The organism is Allobosea sp. (assembly GCF_036675845.1).
Taxonomy (GTDB): Bacteria; Pseudomonadota; Alphaproteobacteria; order Rhizobiales; family Beijerinckiaceae; genus Allobosea.
On sequence record NZ_JAKFED010000088.1, the window covers coordinates 1 to 18,322 of the forward strand.

Annotated in this window: 16 protein-coding genes; 10 read left to right on the plus strand and 6 right to left on the minus strand. The window is 68.6% G+C overall.

What is annotated here, in order from left to right:
* The 8 genes from V6M56_RS10080 to V6M56_RS10115 all read left to right on the plus strand — a co-directional run.
* The coding region (locus tag V6M56_RS10080) for a glycine cleavage T C-terminal barrel domain-containing protein (protein ID WP_332683343.1) at nucleotides 1-1,202 on the plus strand (1,202 nt) is incomplete at its 5' end.
* Nucleotides 1,189-1,803, plus strand: a complete 615-nt coding sequence (locus V6M56_RS10085; protein ID WP_332683345.1) for a sarcosine oxidase subunit gamma — start codon at nucleotides 1,189-1,191, stop codon at nucleotides 1,801-1,803. The genes V6M56_RS10080 and V6M56_RS10085, both read left to right, overlap by 14 nt.
* 34 nt (nucleotides 1,804-1,837) lie before the next feature.
* Entirely contained in the window at nucleotides 1,838-3,043 is a 1,206-nt protein-coding gene (locus V6M56_RS10090; protein WP_332683347.1) for a trans-sulfuration enzyme family protein, read from the plus strand.
* Between the two features lie 2 nt (nucleotides 3,044-3,045).
* Entirely contained in the window at nucleotides 3,046-4,011 is a 966-nt protein-coding gene (locus V6M56_RS10095) for an ABC transporter permease (protein WP_332683349.1), read from the plus strand.
* Between the two features lie 10 nt (nucleotides 4,012-4,021).
* The gene (locus V6M56_RS10100; RefSeq protein ID WP_332683351.1) at nucleotides 4,022-4,915 is read left to right on the plus strand and encodes an ABC transporter permease; all 894 of its coding nucleotides are present in this window, start codon (nucleotides 4,022-4,024) and stop codon (nucleotides 4,913-4,915) included.
* 33 nt (nucleotides 4,916-4,948) lie between these two features.
* Nucleotides 4,949-6,586 (plus strand): peptide ABC transporter substrate-binding protein, encoded by a 1,638-nt coding sequence (locus V6M56_RS10105; RefSeq protein WP_332683353.1) that lies wholly within the window; start codon nucleotides 4,949-4,951, stop codon nucleotides 6,584-6,586.
* A 91-nt stretch (nucleotides 6,587-6,677) separates the two neighbouring features.
* Nucleotides 6,678-7,538: a formyltetrahydrofolate deformylase gene (purU, locus tag V6M56_RS10110; protein WP_332683354.1), complete on the plus strand. Its 861-nt coding sequence runs from the start codon at nucleotides 6,678-6,680 to the stop codon at nucleotides 7,536-7,538.
* A gap of 89 nt (nucleotides 7,539-7,627) precedes the next feature.
* A complete protein-coding gene (locus tag V6M56_RS10115; protein ID WP_332683356.1) occupies nucleotides 7,628-9,484 on the plus strand; it encodes an ABC transporter ATP-binding protein in 1,857 nt (618 codons plus the stop codon).
* Between the two features lie 10 nt (nucleotides 9,485-9,494).
* Here V6M56_RS10115 and V6M56_RS10120 read toward each other — a convergent pair whose 3' ends face one another.
* Entirely contained in the window at nucleotides 9,495-10,154 is a 660-nt protein-coding gene (locus tag V6M56_RS10120; RefSeq protein ID WP_332683358.1) for a L,D-transpeptidase, read from the minus strand.
* A gap of 48 nt (nucleotides 10,155-10,202) precedes the next feature.
* The gene (locus V6M56_RS10125) at nucleotides 10,203-10,838 is read right to left on the minus strand and encodes a DsbA family protein (RefSeq protein WP_332683359.1); all 636 of its coding nucleotides are present in this window, start codon (nucleotides 10,836-10,838) and stop codon (nucleotides 10,203-10,205) included.
* Between the two features lie 149 nt (nucleotides 10,839-10,987).
* Between V6M56_RS10125 and V6M56_RS10130 the strand changes: the two genes are divergently transcribed.
* Both V6M56_RS10130 and V6M56_RS10135 read left to right on the plus strand, forming a co-directional pair.
* Entirely contained in the window at nucleotides 10,988-11,650 is a 663-nt protein-coding gene (locus V6M56_RS10130) for a response regulator transcription factor (protein ID WP_332683360.1), read from the plus strand.
* The gene (locus tag V6M56_RS10135; RefSeq protein WP_332683361.1) at nucleotides 11,647-12,975 is read left to right on the plus strand and encodes an ATP-binding protein; all 1,329 of its coding nucleotides are present in this window, start codon (nucleotides 11,647-11,649) and stop codon (nucleotides 12,973-12,975) included. Before V6M56_RS10130 ends, V6M56_RS10135 begins: the two co-directional genes overlap by 4 nt.
* 44 nt (nucleotides 12,976-13,019) lie before the next feature.
* Here V6M56_RS10135 and V6M56_RS10140 read toward each other — a convergent pair whose 3' ends face one another.
* The 4 genes from V6M56_RS10140 to V6M56_RS10155 form a co-directional block, all read right to left on the minus strand.
* A complete protein-coding gene (locus tag V6M56_RS10140) occupies nucleotides 13,020-13,247 on the minus strand; it encodes a hypothetical protein (protein WP_332683362.1) in 228 nt (75 codons plus the stop codon).
* Nucleotides 13,248-13,341: 94 nt separating this feature from the next.
* Nucleotides 13,342-15,231: a mechanosensitive ion channel domain-containing protein gene (locus V6M56_RS10145; protein ID WP_332683363.1), complete on the minus strand. Its 1,890-nt coding sequence runs from the start codon at nucleotides 15,229-15,231 to the stop codon at nucleotides 13,342-13,344.
* A gap of 239 nt (nucleotides 15,232-15,470) precedes the next feature.
* Nucleotides 15,471-16,460 (minus strand): TRAP transporter substrate-binding protein, encoded by a 990-nt coding sequence (locus V6M56_RS10150; RefSeq protein ID WP_442881127.1) that lies wholly within the window; start codon nucleotides 16,458-16,460, stop codon nucleotides 15,471-15,473.
* Nucleotides 16,457-18,322, minus strand: coding sequence for a TRAP transporter large permease (locus V6M56_RS10155; RefSeq protein WP_332683366.1), 1,866 nt, complete (start codon nucleotides 18,320-18,322; stop codon nucleotides 16,457-16,459). Before V6M56_RS10155 ends, V6M56_RS10150 begins: the two co-directional genes overlap by 4 nt.

Consider the following 18,322-nt stretch of genomic DNA (forward strand, 5'->3'; position numbering starts at 1 on the left):
CGCTCGCCGGCCATGGCTCGGGCGCGTTCTTCCAGCCGATCCGGCGCACCGCGCTGCATGACTGGCATCTCAGGAACGGCGCCGTCATGCAGCCGACCGGCGCCTGGCTGCGACCGTTCTTCTATCCGAAGCCCGGCGAGACCGGCTGGGACCCGATCTTCCGCGAGGCGCGGGCCGTCCGCTCCGCGGTCGGGATCTGCGACGTCTCGACGCTCGGCAAGATCGACGTGCAGGGGCCGGACGCCGCGACCTTCCTCGACCGGCTCTACATCAACAGCTTCTCGACGCTCGCGGTCGGCAAGTGCCGCTATGGCGTGATGCTGCGCGAGGACGGCATCGTCTTCGACGACGGCACGACCTCGCGGCTCGCCGAAGACCATTTCGTGGTGACGACGACCACCGGCAATGCCGCGCCGGTGCTGGAGCACATGGAATTCCACGCCCAGACGGTCTGGCCCGAACTCGACGTCCAGTTCTGCTCGATCTCCGACCAATGGGCGCAGATGGCGGTCGCCGGCCCGCGCTCGCGCGAGACGCTCGCCGCGGCGGTCGAAGGGCTCGATCTCTCGAACGAGGCCTTTCCGTTCATGGGGGTGGGTGAAGGCCGGATCGCCGGGCATCCGGTCCGCGTCTTCCGGATCAGCTTCTCGGGCGAGCTCGCCTATGAGGTCGCGACGCCGTCGGGCCATGGCGAGGCGGTCTGGGAGGCGATCCTGGCGGCCGGCAAGCCTCACGGCATCGTGCCCTATGGCCTCGAAGCGATGAGCCTGATGCGGGTCGAGAAGGGCCACGCCGCCGGCCCGGAGCTGAACGGCCAGACCACGGCCGCCGATCTCGGCATGGGCCGGATGATGAAGAAGGCGGGCGATGTCATCGGCCGGGTGCTCGCCGCCCGTCCCGGACTTGCCGATCCCGGCCGGCCGAGAATGGTCGGCATCCGCCCGGTCGATGCCGCGCAGCGCCTCAGGGGCGGCGCCCATCTCGTGCGCGACGCGGGCTCGGGAGCGAGCCTCGGCTGGATCAGCAGCGTCACGCAATCGATCGAGCACCAATGCTGGATCGGCCTCGCCATGCTGGAGAATGGCGAGAGCCTGAAGGGGCAGCGCCTCTTTGCCGTCTCGCCGCTGCACGATGAGAGCGTCGAGGTGACCGTCACCAGCCCCCATCATGTCGATCCGGAGAACGCCCGTGTCCGCGCCTGACCGCCGCTCACGCTTCCCGGCCTCCCGGCCCCGCCAGGGCGGGCGCAGCGGCGGCGAGACGCTCGCCATCGTCGAGCGGCCGGCCACGCTGGTGCAAGTGACCGCCCGCAAGGGCCGCCAGGCCGAGCTCACCGCCGCCGCCGAAAAGCTGCTCTCGCTCACGTTGCCGGAGTCGGGCCGGGCCGCGGCCTCCGCCGGAAAGACAGCGCTGTGGCTGCAACCCGGAAGCTGGCTGGTGATGGCGCCGGCCGAGGAGCGCAGCGTCCTGTCCGCCACCCTGGCGCAGCCGCTCAGCGGGATCGCGGCGGTGGTCGACCAGAGCCATGGCCGCTGCGTCCTTGAAGTCTCCGGAACCCAGGCGCGTGCCGTGCTTGCCAAGCTCTGCCGGCTCGACCTGCACGAACGGGCGTTCCCGGCCGGTGCCAGCGCGGTCACGCTGGTCGGGCATGTATCCTGCCTGGTCTATCGCATCGAGGGCGCAGCACCGGGCTTTGGCCTGATCGTCGGCTCGACCTTCGCCGAATGGCTGCTCGACGAGCTGGCCAATGCGGCTGCGGCCCATGGCTGGCGCTTCACCCCGGCCGACGAGGTCGCCGCATGACGGCTTTTCCAGACAGGACCGGGACCGCCGCGCCATGAACATTCACCGGCCCAACCGCCAGCTCGGCTTCCAGACGCGCTCGATCCATGAGGGCTACGACCCGCTGCTCGAGCGCGGCGCGGTCTCGCCGCCGATCTACATGACCTCGACCTTCGCCTTCGCCAATGTGGCCGATGCCGACGCCGTCGTGGCCGGCGAGAGCGACGGCTACCTCTACGGACGCGAGCACAATCCGACGCAGGCGCTGCTCGAACAGCGCGTCGCCTCGCTGGAAGGCGCCGAGGCCGGCGTCGCCGCCGCCTCGGGCATGGCGGCGATCTCGTCGCTGTTCCTGTCGCTGCTCTCGCCGGGCGACGAGGTGATCGTCCACGAGACGCTCTATTCGAACACCACGGCGCTGACCGGCGAAGGCCTGCCGCGCTTCGGCATCAGGGTCGTCAAGGTCGACCTCTCGGAGCCGGCCAACCTGACGGCCGCGATCACCGACAAGTCCCGGCTCGTCTATTTCGAGACGCCGATCAACCCGACCGGCGAGGTGCTCGACATCGCGGCGATCTCGGCGCTGGCGCACCAGGCTGGCCTGCGCGTCGTGGTCGACTCGACCTTCGCCTCGCCGGCCGTGCAGCGGCCGCTGGAGCACGGCGCCGACATCGTCGTGCACTCGCTGACCAAATACATCAACGGCCATGGCGACCTGCTCGGCGGGATCGTGCTTGGCGACGCCGAGACGATGCACAAGGTCCGTGGTCTCGGCCTGCGCTACCTGACCGGCGCGACCCTGTCGCCGATGGCCTGCTTCCTGGTCCTGCGCGGGCTCAAGACGCTCAAGGTCCGCATGCGCCAGCATGGCGAGAACGGGCTTGCGGTGGCGCAGATGCTGGCGGCCCATCCCGCGGTTCGGATCGTGCGCTACCCCTTCCTCGAAAGCTATCCGCGCCATGCCATCGCCCGCCGGCAGATGGTCAACGGCAGCGGCATGATGTCGTTCGAGCTGCATGACGGCTATGACGGCGCCGTCCGGATGATGGACCGGCTGAAGCTGATTGCCCGCGCGGTCAGCCTCGGCGACGTCGAGTCGCTGATCATGCATCCGGGCGGCCTGCTGCAGGCCAGGCGCAAGGTCTTCCCGGAGGCCAAGCTCGGCACCGGCGTGACCATGGACCTGATGCGCCTCTCGGTCGGCCTCGAGGACGCCGAGGACCTGATCGACGACCTCAAACAGGCACTCGGCGGAGACTGACCATGCGCGGAGACGTCCTGGGTTATGTCGTGCGGCGAATCCTCCACTCGATCCCGCTCGTCATCGGCGTCTCCATCATCGGCTTCGGCATCATGCATCTGGCGCCGGGCGGCCCGCTGGCGGTCTACACGCTCAACCCGACCATCACCGTCACCGATATCGAGCGCATCCGCATCGCACTCGGCCTCGATCAGCCGGTCCACATCCAGTACCTGACCTGGGCCAAGTCGATGCTGACCGGCTCCTGGGGCTTCACCTTCTTCGGTGGCCGGCCGGTGCTGGAGGTCATCGTCGAGCGCCTGCCGGCGACGCTGATCCTGATGGGCACCTCGATGGCGCTCGCCATCCTGATCGGCACGCTGATCGGCATGCTCGGCGCGGTCAGGCGCAACTCGATCTTCGACTATCTGGCGACGACGGGCGCGATGCTGGCGCTGTCGTTCCCGACCTTCTGGTTCGGCCTGATGGCGATCTACATCTTCGCCATCAATCTCGGCTGGCTGCCCTCCGGCGGCATGTACGAGCTCGGCGAGGAGGGCAATCCCTGGGATCTGCTGCGCCATCTCGTCCTGCCGGTGATGGTGCTGACGCTCGTGCTGGTCGCGACCTGGAGCCGCTATGCCCGCTCGAGCTTCCTCGAGGTGATCCAGCAGGACTATATCCGCACCGCCAGGTCGAAGGGCCTCGGCACGCGCCAGATCATGGCGCGCCACGCCTTCCGCAACGCCGTGATCCCGCTGGTGGCACTGCTCGGCGTGCAGTTGCCGTCGCTGTTCTCGGGCGCGCTGGTCGCCGAGACGATCTTCAGCTGGCCCGGCATGGGCCGGCTCTTCGTCGATGCGCTCAACATGAAGGAATACCCGATCCTGATGGGCATGATCATGTTCACGGCGCTCTTCGTCATCGTCGGAAACCTGCTTGCGGACATCGCGATCGCGCTGATCGATCCGCGCGTGAAACTGGTTTGAGGGCAACGGCATGACGGACGTTCCGGCTCCAGCCACCACCGCCGCACCCAGCCGCTCCTACGCGCAGATGATCGTCCAGCGCTTCGTCACCCATCGGATGGCCGTGATCGGCGCCGTCGCGGTGCTGCTGCTCTGCGCCTCGGCGCTGTTCGCGCAGTTCGTGGCACCACACGACCCGATGGCGATCGATACGACGCGGCGCTTCCTGGCCCCCTTCGCCTCCTGGACCAATCCGCTCGGCACCGACGATCTCGGCCGCGATACGCTGAGCCGGCTGCTCTATGGCGGCCAGGTCTCGCTGACGGTCGGCATCGTCGCGATGATCACGACGATGCTGACGGGCACGCTCGTCGGGCTGGCCGCCGGCTATTATGGCGGCGTCATCGACAATCTGCTGATGCGCTTCGTCGACACGCTGCTGTGCTTCCCGCAGGTCTTCCTGCTGCTGGTCGTCGCCGCCTTCGTGCCGCCGACCATCCTGTCGATCTCGCTGATCATCGGCCTGACCTCGTGGATGGAGGTGTCGCGCATCGTGCGGGCGCAGGTCTCGACGCTGAAGGAAGCGGATTTCGTCCAGGCTTCGCGTGGCTTCGGCGCCTCGAACTGGCGCATCATGATCGTCGAACTGCTGCCCAACATCATGGCGCCGGTGCTGGTCGCCGCGACGCTCAAGGTCGCGACCGCCGTGCTGATGGAATCCTATATCAGCTTCCTCGGCTATGGCGTGCAGCCGCCGATGGCGAGCTGGGGCAACATGCTGACCAACGCCCAGGGCTATTTCGACACCGTGCCCTTCCTCGCGATCCTGCCGGGCGTCCTGATCACCTTCACCGTGATGGGCTTCAACTTCCTGGGCGACGGCCTGCGGGACGCCTTCGACGCCAGGCTCAAGATCGACCCGTGACGCAACTTCGAAAGAGATAGAGGGGAGACCACCATGTCCACGAAGTCATCACTGACCCGGCGCTCGCTGATCAAGGCGGCCGCCGCCTCCGGCCTGATCGTGCCGGCGAGCGGCATCTACAGCCCGGCGCTGGCGCAGCGGCGCGACCGCATCATCCTCGGCACGACCCAGGAGCCGGTGCAGTTCAACCCGCTGCTCTATGTCAACGCCGGCGCCGAGAACATTCCGGAAGCCTGCCTGTTCGACGCGCTCTGGGACGTCAACGAGAAGGGCGAGTTCGTGGCCAATCTCGCGGCCCGCATCCCGACGGTCGAGAACGGCGACATTTCGGGCGAGGGCCGGATCTGGCGGATCAACCTGAAGCGCGACGTCAAATGGAGCGACGGCCAGCCCTTCACCGCCAAGGACGTGGAATTCACCTACCAGACGATCGTCAACCCCAAGGTTGCCGTGCGCTCGCGCAGCGGCTTCGACCTGATCAAGAATTTCAAGGTGGCCGACGCCCACACCATCGAGATCGAGCTGGACCGGCCGTTCGTGCCGTTCATGTGGGCCTGGCAGAACATGCATATCGTTCCGCACCACCTGCTCTCGAAGGAAGAGAACATCAACACGTCCGGCTTCAACGCCAAGCCGGTTGGCACCGGCCCCTATCTGTTGAAGTCGCGCACCGCCGGCAGCCACATGGTCTACGAGGCCAATCCGAACTATCATCGCGGCCAGGCCAAGATCAAACAGTTCATCCATAAGTTCGTGCCCGACCAGCTCGTCGCCTATGGCCAGGCGAGGACGGGCGAGATCGACTATCTCGGCGTCTCCGGCGTGCCCTTCGACCGTTGGGGCGAGGCTTCCAAGCTGCCGGACCGCAACTTCTTCCCGCTGGCCCAGCCCTGGGTGCAGTTCGTCTACTTCAACTGCGGCAAGCCGCAGTTCAAGGACCCGAAGGTGCGGCGCGCGCTCTATCTCGCGCTCGAGATGCAGAAGACGATCGATGACGTCTTCTTCGGCGCCTACAAGCGGACCCTGTCCTACCTGCACACCAGCCACTGGGCCTATAACCACGACCTCAAGGACGCCGGGCCCAATCCGCAGCTCGCCGCCAAGATGCTCGACGAGGCCGGCTGGAAGGTCGGCGACGACGGCATCCGCGAGAAGGACGGCGTCAAGATGAAGTTCACCATGTCGACGACGGCGGGCTTCCCGGCGCGCCAGGCGACGCAGGCGATCTTCCAGCAGAACTGGAAGGCGATCGGCGTCGAGATGGAGATCAAGAACATGCCCGCCTCGGTGGTCTGGGGCGAGTACACCACCAAGTCGCAATTCGACACGCTGCTGGTGTCGTGGGAGCCGACGGTCGGCATGGACCCCGACTACACCGCCCGCGCCCATTCCAAGATGATCCCGGTGAAGACCGGCAGCGGCTCGAACTACACCCAGTACGAGAACGCCGAGGTCGACCGGCTGCTCGAGGCCGGCGTCAGGCAGACCGATGTCGCCGAGCGCAAGAAGACCTATGCCCGTATCCAGGAGATCCTCCTGGAAGAGGTGCCGTTCGGGCCGCAGGGCGGCGTCTTCCAGGGGCAGATCACCCACAAATCCCTGCAGGGCATCAAGCCGAACCAGTACGTGGTCGATGCCGCCTGGAACGTCCACGAATGGTCGTGGGGCTGACCCGCATCTGATACCGGTCGGGGCGCCTGCGGGCGCTCCGCCCCCCGATCCCCGGCCCTGCGGCCGGGGTTTCGACCATGAGAGTGCCTTCATGCCGAGTGAGCAGTATCTCCTGACCCTGTCCTGCCCGAACCGCCCGGGAATCGTCGCGGCGGTGTCGCGCCATCTCTTCGAGAGCGGCGGAAACATCCAGGAGGCCAACCAGTTCGACGATGTCGAGACGGGCAATTTCTTCATGCGCGTCGTCTTCAACTTCCCGGAAGGCGGCTCGCTCGAGAGCTTCCGCACCGGCTTCGCGGCGATCGCCGAGCGGCACGGCATGAGCTGGCACGCTCGGCCGCGCCGCGAGCGCCAGCGCGTGCTGCTTCTCGTCTCGAAATTCGACCATTGCCTGGCCGACCTGCTCTATCGCTGGCGCACCGGCGAGCTCGGCATGGAGATCGCCGGCATCGTCTCCAACTACCCGCGCGATATCTACGAACACCTCGATTTCGACGGCATCCCCTTCCACCATCTGCCGATCACCAAGGAGACCAAACGGCAGCAGGAGGCGCAGATCTGGGCGCTGGCCAGCGAGCAGCGGGTCGATCTCGTCATCCTCGCCCGCTACATGCAGGTGCTGTCCGACGATCTCGCCGGAAAGCTCAGCGGGCGCTGCATCAACATCCACCATTCCTTCCTGCCCGGCTTCAAGGGCGCCAAGCCCTACCACCAGGCGCATTCGCGCGGCGTGAAGCTGATCGGCGCCACCGCCCATTACGTGACCGGCGACCTCGACGAAGGGCCGATCATCGAGCAGGACATCGAGCGCATCAGCCATCACGACACGCCCGAGGACCTCGTGCGCAAGGGGCGCGACGTCGAGCGGCGCGTGCTGGCGCGGGCCGTGGCCTGGCATCTCGACGGGCGCGTGCTCGGCAATGGCGGCAAGACCGTCGTCTTCCGGGATTGAGGGGGCAGACCGGCATGCATGCGCAAAGCACCGGGATTCTGGAGCAGGCCGGCGACCCGCGATCCACGCGCGCGCCGGGAGAAGGCAGCATGACCGACCCGATCCTCTCCGTATCCAGGCTCTCGGTCGCCTTTCGCGGCGAGGGGCAGTGGCGCCCGGTGGTGCGCGATGTCTCCTTCCAGATCGGCCCGAAGGAGACGGTCGCCGTGGTCGGCGAATCCGGTTCCGGCAAGAGCGTGACGGCCCTTTCGATCATGGGGCTGACGCCGCCGGGGTCGAGCCGCGTCGAAGGCAGCGTCAGGCTCGGCGGCAAGGAATTGCTGAGCCTGCCGGAAGCGCAGATGCGCCAGGTCCGCGGCAACGAGATCGCGATGATCTTCCAGGAGCCGATGACGAGCCTCAACCCGGTGCTCACCATCGGCTTCCAGGTCGCCGAGGCGCTGATGCTGCATCGCGGCCTGTCGCGGAGCGAGGCCGAGGCCGAGGCGCTGCGCCTGCTCGACAAGGTCCGCATCCCGGCGGCGAAATCGCGCTTCAACGAGTATCCGCACCGCTTCTCCGGCGGCATGCGCCAGCGCGTGATGATCGCCATCGCGCTGGCCTGCAAGCCGAAGCTGCTGATCGCCGACGAGCCGACGACGGCGCTCGACGTCACCATCCAGGCGCAGATCCTCGAGCTGATCAAATCGCTCCAGGAAGAGCAGGACATGTCCGTCCTGTTCATCACCCACGACATGGGCGTGGTCGCCGAAATCGCCGAACGCACGGTCGTGATGTATGACGGCCAGGCGGTCGAGGTCGGCACCACCGAGGAGATCTTCGCCGGCGCCCGGCAACCCTATACCCGCTCGCTGCTCTCCGCCGTGCCCAGGCTGGGCTCGATGTCGGGGAAGCAGCGGCCGATGCGCTTCCCGGTGGTCGACCGCTCGACGGGAACCTCCGACGTGCCGACCGAGACCTCCGACACCGTGGCGCATGCCGAACGGCCGGTGCTGGAAGTCTCCGGCCTGACCACCCGCTTCGAGATGCGCTCCGGCCTGTTCGGCCGGGTCGGCGGCCGCGTGCACGCGGTCGAGAACGTCTCCTTCAGCCTCCGGGCCGGCGAGACCCTGGCGCTGGTCGGGGAATCCGGTTGCGGAAAGTCGACGACCGGGCGCTCGGTGCTGCGCCTCACCGAGCCCTTGTCGGGCTCGGTGCTGCTCGACGGGGTCGACCTCGTCGGGCTCGACATGGCCGAGCTGCGCCGGCAGCGCCGGCACATGCAGATGATCTTCCAGGACCCGTTCGCCAGTCTCAATCCGCGCATGAACATCGGCGCGGCGATCGCGCAGCCGCTGCTGATCAACGGCCTCGCGAACAAGGCGGAGGCGCGCGAGCGCGCCGGCGTCCTGCTGCGCCAGGTCGGGCTCTTGCCGGAGATGGCGAGCCGCTTCCCGCATGAATTCTCCGGCGGGCAGCGTCAGCGCATCTGCATCGCGCGGGCGCTCGCCGTCGAACCCCGGCTGATCGTCGCCGATGAATCGGTCTCGGCGCTCGACGTCTCGGTCAAGGCGCAGGTGATCAACCTGATGCTGGAGCTGCAGGAGCGCATGCGGCTCGCCTATCTCTTCATCTCGCATGACATGGCGGTGGTCGAGCGCGTCAGTCATCGCGTCGCGGTGATGTATCTCGGCGAGATCGTCGAGATCGGCCCGCGCGCCGCGATCTTCGGCAATCCGCAGCACCCCTATACCAAGCGGCTGCTCGCCGCCGTCCCGGTGCCCGATCCCGCCCGGCGCCTGCAGAAGCGCCCGGTCTCGAACGACGAGATCGAAAGCCCGATCCGGCCGGCGAGCTATGTCCCGCCGCCGCGCCAGTATCGCGAGGTCTCGCCCGGCCATGCCGTCATGATCTGGGACGAGGACCGCTATTGGGGCGCGCGTGCCGAGGCCCGGACGGCAGGCTGAGCATTCCTGCCTACAGGACTACCACCTTCGAGCCGCTCGGGATGCGGTTGTAGAGGTCGATGACGTCCTGGTTCATCATGCGGATGCAGCCGGAGGAGACCGCCTCGCCGATCGTCTCCGGCTCGTTGGTGCCGTGGATGCGGTAGAGCGTGTCCCTGCCGTTCTTGAACAGATAGAGCGCGCGGGCGCCGAGCGGGTTGGTCGCGCCCCCGGCCATGCCGCCGGCCCATTTGGCATAGCGCTGCGGCTCGCGCCGGATCATGTCCCGCGTCGGCGTCCAGCGCGGCCATTGCGCCTTGCGCTCGACGATCGCCGTGCCGGAAAATTCGAGGCCGGCCTTGCCGACGCCGACGCCATAGCGCAGCGCCTTGCCATGCTCCTGCACCAGATAGAGGAAGCGGTTATGGGGATCGACGACAAGCGTTCCGGGAGGATGCCTGGACGGATAGTCGACGAGCTTGCGAGCATAGCGCGGCTGTAGATCTGCGAGATCGACCGCAGGTACCTTGAATTTCTCGGTCTCGATCGCGGCGTAGCGCTGCGCCAGCTGCGGGTCGATGACCGGGGCGGTGGCCACTGGCGGGCGCGGCTGGACCGTGGTGCAGGCCGCCGCCAGCAGGCCAAGGAGAATGGCGGCGAGGAATCTCGTCGGCAGGAAGGCGCGGGTCATTCGAGGCTTTCGGCAGAGCAGGGAAACGGGTGCGTGGCGGCAGAAGCGCTATTTCGCGGCTTGCCGCGCGCGCGCATCGGCGACGACCTGCTTGAAGCCGGCATAGTTGAGCGCCGAGGTCCGGAACGGACCGACGAGATAGGCCGGCGTGCCTTCGAGTCCGATCGCATCGGCCTGGGCGAGATTGCGGCGGAGCAGCGCGGTGATGGCGTCGGCCCTGGCGTCCAAGTCCGCCTGCAGCCGCGCCATGTCGACGCCGGCCGCCTGCACGGCCTGGAGGACCTTGTCCTTGGGAATGCGCAGGCTCGGAAGCCCCATCAGGGCATGGTGCACCGCCTCGTACTTGCCCTGATAATGCGCGCCCAATGCGAGCTGCGCGCCATAGACCGAGGCATCGCCGAGGATCGGCCAGTCCTTGTAGACGAGCCGGATCCTGCCATCCGTCTTGACGATGCGGCGCAGATCGGGCGCCGCCTTCTTGCAGAAGGGGCAGTTGTAATCGAGGAAGGCGGCGATGGTGACGTCGCCCTTGGGATTGCCGGCCGTCGGTGCCTCGGGGTCGTTGAGGACGGTATTGCTATCGGTCTCCACGGCCCGTGCCGAACCGAAGCCGATCAATCCCTGGACGCTTGCAAGGGCAAAGCCCGATGCAGCCAATCGGACGAGCACGGTACGGCGGTTCATGAGGTTCTCCAGCAAGCGGGACCGTGGAAAGCGACGGCGGGCGCCGGCTTTCGACGGCACCACCGATGATTTAAGTCCGCCATCTCGACAGCCCAGCTTAAGCCAGCCTTAAGGCTGGGCTGGCTGGTCGCGAGCGAAGGAGCCAGCGCATGCGCATTCTCGTGGTCGAGGACGACCCTATCCTCGCCGACGGTCTCCAGGTCGGCCTCAACCTCGCGGGCATGACCGTGGACCGGGTGGAGAGCTGTGCGGATGCGCGCGCCGCGCTGGCGACATCAGTGTTCGACGCCATGGTGCTCGACCTGATGCTGCCCGATGGATCGGGCCTCGACGTGCTGCGGGACATGCGCCGCGCCGGCGACCGGACGCCGGTGCTGCTCCTCACCGCCATGGACGAAACGCCCGATCGCATCCGCGGCCTCGACAGTGGTGCCGACGATTATCTCGGCAAGCCGTTCGACCTCGATGAACTGAGCGCGCGCGTCCGCGCCATCGCCCGGCGCGGCGCGGGGCGGGCGGCGCCCTGTCTCGTCGCCGGTGGCCTCACGCTCGACCCGGCGAGCCTGTCGGCGACACTGGACGGCATGGCGCTTGCCCTGTCGCGGCGCGAGTTCGCGGTGCTGTCGGCGCTGATGGAGCGGCCCGGGACGGTGCTTTCCAAGTCGGAGATCGAGGACCGACTCTATGGCTGGCAGGAAGAGATCGAAAGCAACGCCGTCGAGGTCCACATTCACCATCTGCGCGCCAAGATCGGCCGCGGCGCGATCGAGACCGTGCGCGGCCTCGGCTACCGGATCAGGACGGCATCATGACCTCGCTGCGCGGGCGGCTCTTCGCGATCCTGCTGACCGCGACCGGCCTGATCTGGCTCTCGGCCGTGGTCTGGATCTATTCCGGAACGCATCGGGAGCTCGAGCACGTGCTCGATACCCGCCTTCAGGAAGCGGCGCGGATGGTCAACTCGCTGGTGGCGAGCACCGGCATGACGACCGCCATCGCCGCCCTCCCCGGCCCGCCGCCCGAGGCCGCGGGCTATGAACGCCAGCTCTCCTGCCAGATCTGGTCGTTCGACGGCCGCCTGATGGCCCGCTCGAGCGGCACGCCGGATGGGCGCCTGACCGAGGCCGCATCGGGTTTTTCCGACCGCATCGTCGATGGCGAGCCCTGGCGCATCTACACCGTCGCCAACGAGGCAGCCGGCCTGCACATCATGGTCGGCGACAGGCTCGGCCTGCGCGACCGCCTCGTCTCCGACCTGATCAAGGGCCTGCTCGCCCCTGCCCTGCTGATCGCGCCGCTGCTCGGCCTGCTGATCTGGATCAGCCTCGGCCAGGGCCTGCGACCGCTCCGGGCGATGGCAAATGACGTGCGAACCCGCGATGCGGACGACATGAGCCCGATCGACAGCACCCATGCGCCCGCCGAGGTCAAGCCGCTGACGCAAGCCCTGAACGGGCTGTTCGCCAAGGTCGAGACGGCCCGCCGGCACGAGCGCGAGGTTACCGCCTTCGCCGCCCATGAGCTGCGGACGCCGCTGGCGGGCCTGAAGACGCAGGCGCAGATCGCAATGGCGGCGGAGGACCCCGCTGTCAGGCAAGGGGCGTTGCAGCAGATCGTGCTCTCGGTCGACCGGACCACGCGGCTCGTGCGGCAATTGCTGGCGCTCGCCAAGCTCGATGCGAGCGGAGAGCCGCAGGCCCGCGAAGCGGTGTCGGTCGGCGCCGTCTTCGAAGAGATCACCGATTCCGCGTTCGGCGCAGCGCTGCATGTAACGGTTGCGATCGAGCCGGTGCTGCGGGAACTGACGGTCCAGGCCAGCCGGGAGCTGCTGACCCTGGCCTTGCGCAATCTGCATGAGAACGCCGTGCAGCACATGCCGCCGGGCGGGCAGATCACCTGGCGCATGACGGCGAGCGGGCGCGGAATCGCCATCGAGGACGAAGGGCCGGGGATTCCGGAGGACGAGCTGGCGCTCGTCACGCAGCGCTTTTTCCGCGGCCGGCACAAGAGCGCGATCGGCACCGGCCTCGGCCTCGCCATTGCCGATGCCGCCGCACGGCGGATGGGCGCCCGGCTGATCCTGACCAATCGCGAGGATCGCCCGGGATTGCGGGTCGAGATCGAAACCGGGGCCTGAGCCTTCCGAATCCGGCTCAGGCGCCCGCCTACGCCAGCACTCGCTCAGCCGCCGCGCGCCTCGACGACCTTGCGGCAGCTCTCCGAGAGCTTGGCCTTGTTGTCGCGCAGGCAGGCATTCATCTGCTCGGGCTTGCCGATGAAGGAGGCGCAGAGCCTGGTCGCATCGGAGCGGCAGGCCATGCGCTCCTGGGCGCTCGGCGCGGGCTGAGCCAGGGCGACAGAACCGCTCAGCGCGAGAAATGCGAGCGCCGGAGGAAGAAGCCGGTTCATCGATTGTCCTTTCACGAAGGGGCTTTCGGCCCCGGCGACCCGACAGCTCGGGACCAATGGAGCATGGCGAGGACGCCGATGCCGGCTATGCCATTCATGGCGTCGGTTCCGGGGTCGCCGGAGGCGGCGCTGCGGGCGGCGCGCCCGGCAGATCCGCGACCGCGACGTCGACTGCGCCCGGCGCGCCGGTCATGCGGGCCTCCGCCAGCGTCTCCTCGATCCGACGCTGGACCAGCGCCCTGGCACGCTCCGCCGCGCCCGCCACCATGTTGAAGGAGAAGACGATCGCGCCGCCGCCCGTGTCCTGCGCCTCGGTTCGCGTCGCCGCGATCTCGCCGACAATGGCGGCATGGATCATCGGCTCGCTGCGCAGGGCGGCGACGGCATTGCGCCGGAAGCGGGTCGCCGCCGCCTGGCCCGGCGGCGTCGCGAACGGCACCTTGGCGGTGACGCGCATCAGCCGGCGGCTATGGTTGGTGACGGCACCGAGATCGCCGAGCGGAATGGTATGGACACGGCCGGCCTCGTCGCGCAGACGGACGCTGCGCAGGTTGATCTGCTCGAGCTGGCCGGTGCGGCCGCCGGCCTCGATGGTCTCGCCGAGCCGGAAGACGTCGTCCAGCATGTAGAAGATGCCGGAGACGATGTCCTTGACCAGCGTCTGCGAGCCGAAACTGATGGCGAGGCCGACAATGCTGGCGCCGGCCAGCAGGGGCGTGGTGTCGATACCCAGGGTCGAGAGCGCGACGAGAGAGAATGCCACCCCGATCAGCGCGATCGCCATGAAGCGAACGAGCGGCAGCACGGTCGACAGGCGTGCGAGCCGGTCCTCGCGCAGTTGCGGCTCGGGGCCGTTCTCGCCCGGCGTAAGCTTCGCCTCGGTCCAGGCATGGATCGCCGCGGACAAAGCGACGGCGAGCACGAGCACGAAGGAGGCGAAGGTCAGCCGGTGGGTGAAACCGAGCCATTGCTGCGGGCCGAAGCCGCCGAACACGTCCCGCCACCAGAACTGGATGACGATCCTGACCATGAGCGCCAGCGCCAGCGCATCGACGACGACACGCACGACGAAGAGCCGGCGCATGGCGGCCGGGCTTCGCGAATCGCGGATGCTGATTCCCAGCGCCCGGTCGAGCGCGACCGCCAGCAGCAGGATCACGATCATGCCGACGGCGCCGCGATAGAGGTTGAAATCGAGTTCGACCCAGCCCCAGACCCAGAAGGCGAGCAGGACCAGCACGATGCCGGAGGCGAGAAGGCGCGTGGCCCGCGGCAGGTCATGGCGCTTGAGGTCGCGCAGCAGCCGCAGCGCGGCCACGGCCATGCCGAGCGCGACCAGCCAGGACAAGAGGCGAAGCGAGGGCAGTCCGAGCCCCGCGCGCTGCGCTGCATTCAGCAGCACGACATGCAGGTGGCCGACCGCGAAGATGGCCGCGAAATGCCGGACCGCCTTGCGGGCCCCGGCATCGTCGACCGCCGAAAGGCGCAGGCGCCGAATCCTCGGCTGGAACAGGACGAGCAGCAGCGTCAGCAGCATCAGCCAGCGGATCAGGCCGATCGTCAACTCGCTGGGGAAGCCTTGCGTGCCGGGGGCGATGCCGAGCCAGCGCACCAGCAGCAGCCTGCCGGTCACGGCCGCGGCCAGCAGCGCCAGCAGGTCGAACGCCGCCAGCGTGACGATCCCGGCGAAGGCGGAACGCGCCGCGCCGGCACGCTGCCGCCGGTGCCGAAGCAGATGCCGGACCAGAAGATAGACCGCAAGGACCGCGGCGCCGACGCTCAGGGCCTCGGCGAAAACCGGGAGGGCCGGTACCGTCCCCGACAGGAGGCGGCCGAGCTCGCCGGGAAGCCCGGGCGCCGCGCCAAGCGCCACGAGCACCTCGGCCTCCACGCGGACGAGCAGCGAGGCCAGGCCGTCCAGCGGCGAGACCATCGCCGCGCCCGAAACCGGTGGCGTTGCCGGCACAGACGGGCCGCTCTGCATGCGGCGCTCCCTCCTTCTTGCGCATCGACGCAGCTCTTTCGGCTGCTTTTGGTCGTCATGAATGCCGGCTAGGCCGATGCGCGGCCACCCCATCCCCCGTGGGATATTCCAAGATGCAGCGCCGATCCAGAATCATGCGCCGTCATCCAGTCTCCCCGCACCCCCGCAGCACCCGGCCTCCCGTTCCTCGAGCGCCTTCATCCAGGGCGGCTGAAGGCGCCAGCGCTGGACCAGGCCGGTCAGGCGCTCCCGGCGATCGCCTCGATCCTGGCGATGCCGCCGAGCTTCGGCGCAAACGAGGCCCAGACCTTGCGAGCGCCCGCTTCCCAGCCGGCGCGATCCTCGGGCTGGGCGACCTTGCCGCCCTCCGCCTTGGCCTTGGCCATCGAGGCGTCCTCGTCGGCGATGATGAGCTCGTCGAAATAGGAAGCCCCCTCGGCGGCGGCTGCCGAGAACGCCGCCTTGTCCTCGCCCGACAGCCCCTTCCAGAAGGCGGCCGAGACGTAGACCACGCCGGTCGCCCAGATATGGCCGGTCTCGATCAGCCAGGGCACGACCTCGTGCAGCTTGAAGCCGACATAGGCCGATTTGGTCAGGTCCATCGCGTCGACCACGCCGGTCTTCAGCGCGTTATAGGTCTCGGGGATCGGGATCGGCGTCGGATGCGCGCCGAAGCCGGACCAGAGCTCGGTGTGCAGCGGGCTCTGGATCACCCGGATGCGCTTGCCTCTGATGCCGGCAGGCGTGGTGATCGGTTCCTTGGCCAGGAGATGGCGCGCGCCGTAGTTGATGAAGCCGAGCACGACGAAGCCTTGAGCCTCGTATTTGCCCTTGAGCTCGTCCCCGAGCGGGCCGGCGAGCACGCGCTTCAGGTGCCCGCGATCGCGGAACAGGAAGGGCAGATCGAGAATCTGGCCCTCCGGCACCCAGCTCGACAGGGCCGAGATGGTCGAGAGCGAGGCCTGGACCGAGCCGAGCCTGATCCCCTCGGCCACCTCCTTCTCGCCGCCGAGCGCGGCATTGGCGACGATGCGCAGATCGAAGCGGCCCGGCGCCGTCCTCGCCAGCGTCTCGGCGATCTTCCGCCAGATCTTCGTCTCCGGCTTGTCCTCGCCGAGGAGCGAGGCGACCGTGACCGGCCGCCCGGCGGCAAAGCCTGTACGGGCGGGGAGGATCGCAGGCGCGGCGAGGAGACCGGCGGCAATCTGGCGGCGGGTGAAGGACATCAGAACAGCTCCTTGAACGAAGACGGAAGCGAGGGCCAGGCGGCCGCGCCGAGGCAGAGCACGGCGAGCGCCGCGAGCAGGCTGGCCAGCAGGGGCAGCACCGCCCGGAACACCGAGGCGGCAGGCACGCGGGTGATGCCGCTGACGACATAGACCAGGATGCCGAGCGGCGGCGTCAATCCATGGATCATCAGGTTGACGACGAGCACGACGCCGAACTGGATCGGATCGAGCCCGGCCGCGATCGCCACCGGCAGCAGCAACGGCGCCAGCAGCAGGATCGCGGCGCCGATATCGAGGAAGAGCCCGGCGACCAGCAGGACGAGATTGGCCAGCAGCATCACCGCATAAGGCCCGCCGCCCAGCGCCGTGACGAGGGCGGCCATCTGGTCGGAGACGCGGTCGACCGCGAGCAGGAAGGCGAAGGGCGCCGAGGCGCCGATCAGCAGGCCGACGGCAGCCGCCTCTCCTGCCGAACTGCGCAAAGCGCGCCCGACGCCGGCAAGGTCGAGGCTGCGCAAAGCGAGGCAGACGACGAGGGCATAGGCGACGGCGAGCGCAGAGGCTTCCGTCACCGTGACCACGCCGAAGCGGATGCCGACCACGACGACGACGCCGAGCCCGATCGCTGGCAGGGCGCCGATGAAGCTCTTTGCCCGCTCGGCCCCGCTCGCCTTCGGCGCCGCGTCGACCACGTCGCGAACGCTGAGATGGATACCGATGGCCAGCGCCGGCACCAGCACCGCGCCGGCGACGAAGCCGCCGACCAGCAGCGAGCCGACCGAGAGATTGGTCGCCGTCGCCAGGATCAGGAAGGCGATCGAGGGCGGGATGATGTTGTCGATCATCGAGACGCCCGCGACGATCGCGGCCGCATTGGCCGGTGGATAGCCACGCGCCACCAGGGCCGGCGCCATCACCTTGGCGCCGAAGGCGGCATTCGCCACCGAGGAGCCCGACGCGCCGGAGAACAGCGTGCTGGCGACCAGCGCCGTCTGCGCCAGCCCGGCGCGCCAGTGCCCGACGAGGGCGGCGGCGAAACGGACCAGCCGCTCGGCGAGGCCACCAGCGGTGAGCAATTCCCCGGCGAGCAGGAAGAAGGGGATCGCCAGCAGCAGGAATTTCGAGACGCCGGAAACCGTGTTCTGGACGATGGCAGGCTCCGGCAGCAGGCCGCCGAAGGCCCCGGAGAGCGAGACCCCGGCGAGCAAGGCGAAGGGCAGCGGCGCCCCGATCAGCAGGCCGAGGCCGGCGGCCAGCGCCGCCACCAGGCTCGGTGTGGCGAGCACGAGGCCGGTCGTGCTCTGGGCGAAGAGATAGAGGCCGCCGCCGAGCAGCAGCGAGGCCAGCGCGGCGGCAAGCGAACGGTCGAGCGCGGCGCGCCAGAGCAGGAGGAGCACCGTCAGCCCGCCGCCGGTGGCGAAGGCGGCGAAGCGCAGGCTCTCGGGCAGGCCGAGCACGGTCGAGGTGCCGCCGACCAGGGCGGCGACGCTGGCGCCGCCGATGGCGACGACCAGCGCACCATGGACCGCGACCGCATCGGCGACGACCGCCGCCAGGCGCTGCCCGGCCTTCGGCAGCAGCCGGACCAGAACGTCGAGCCGCATCGACAGCGCGCTCGTCGCCGCCAGCGGCATGCCGAGCGCGACCAGCGCGACATTGAGCCAGATCGCCAGCTCGTCCGACCAGATGAGTCCGGCGCCGAACAGATAGCGCCGCAGCACGGCCAGCATGACGATGGCGAAGAGCAGGCCGAGCACGGCGGCGCCCAGCCATTCCAGCACCACCGCGACGCCCGCGAGCCCGCGCGCGCCCGGACGGCGGAGCGCGGGCGCTGCGGGTGTCGGCGCGGCGGCGAGGTTCAT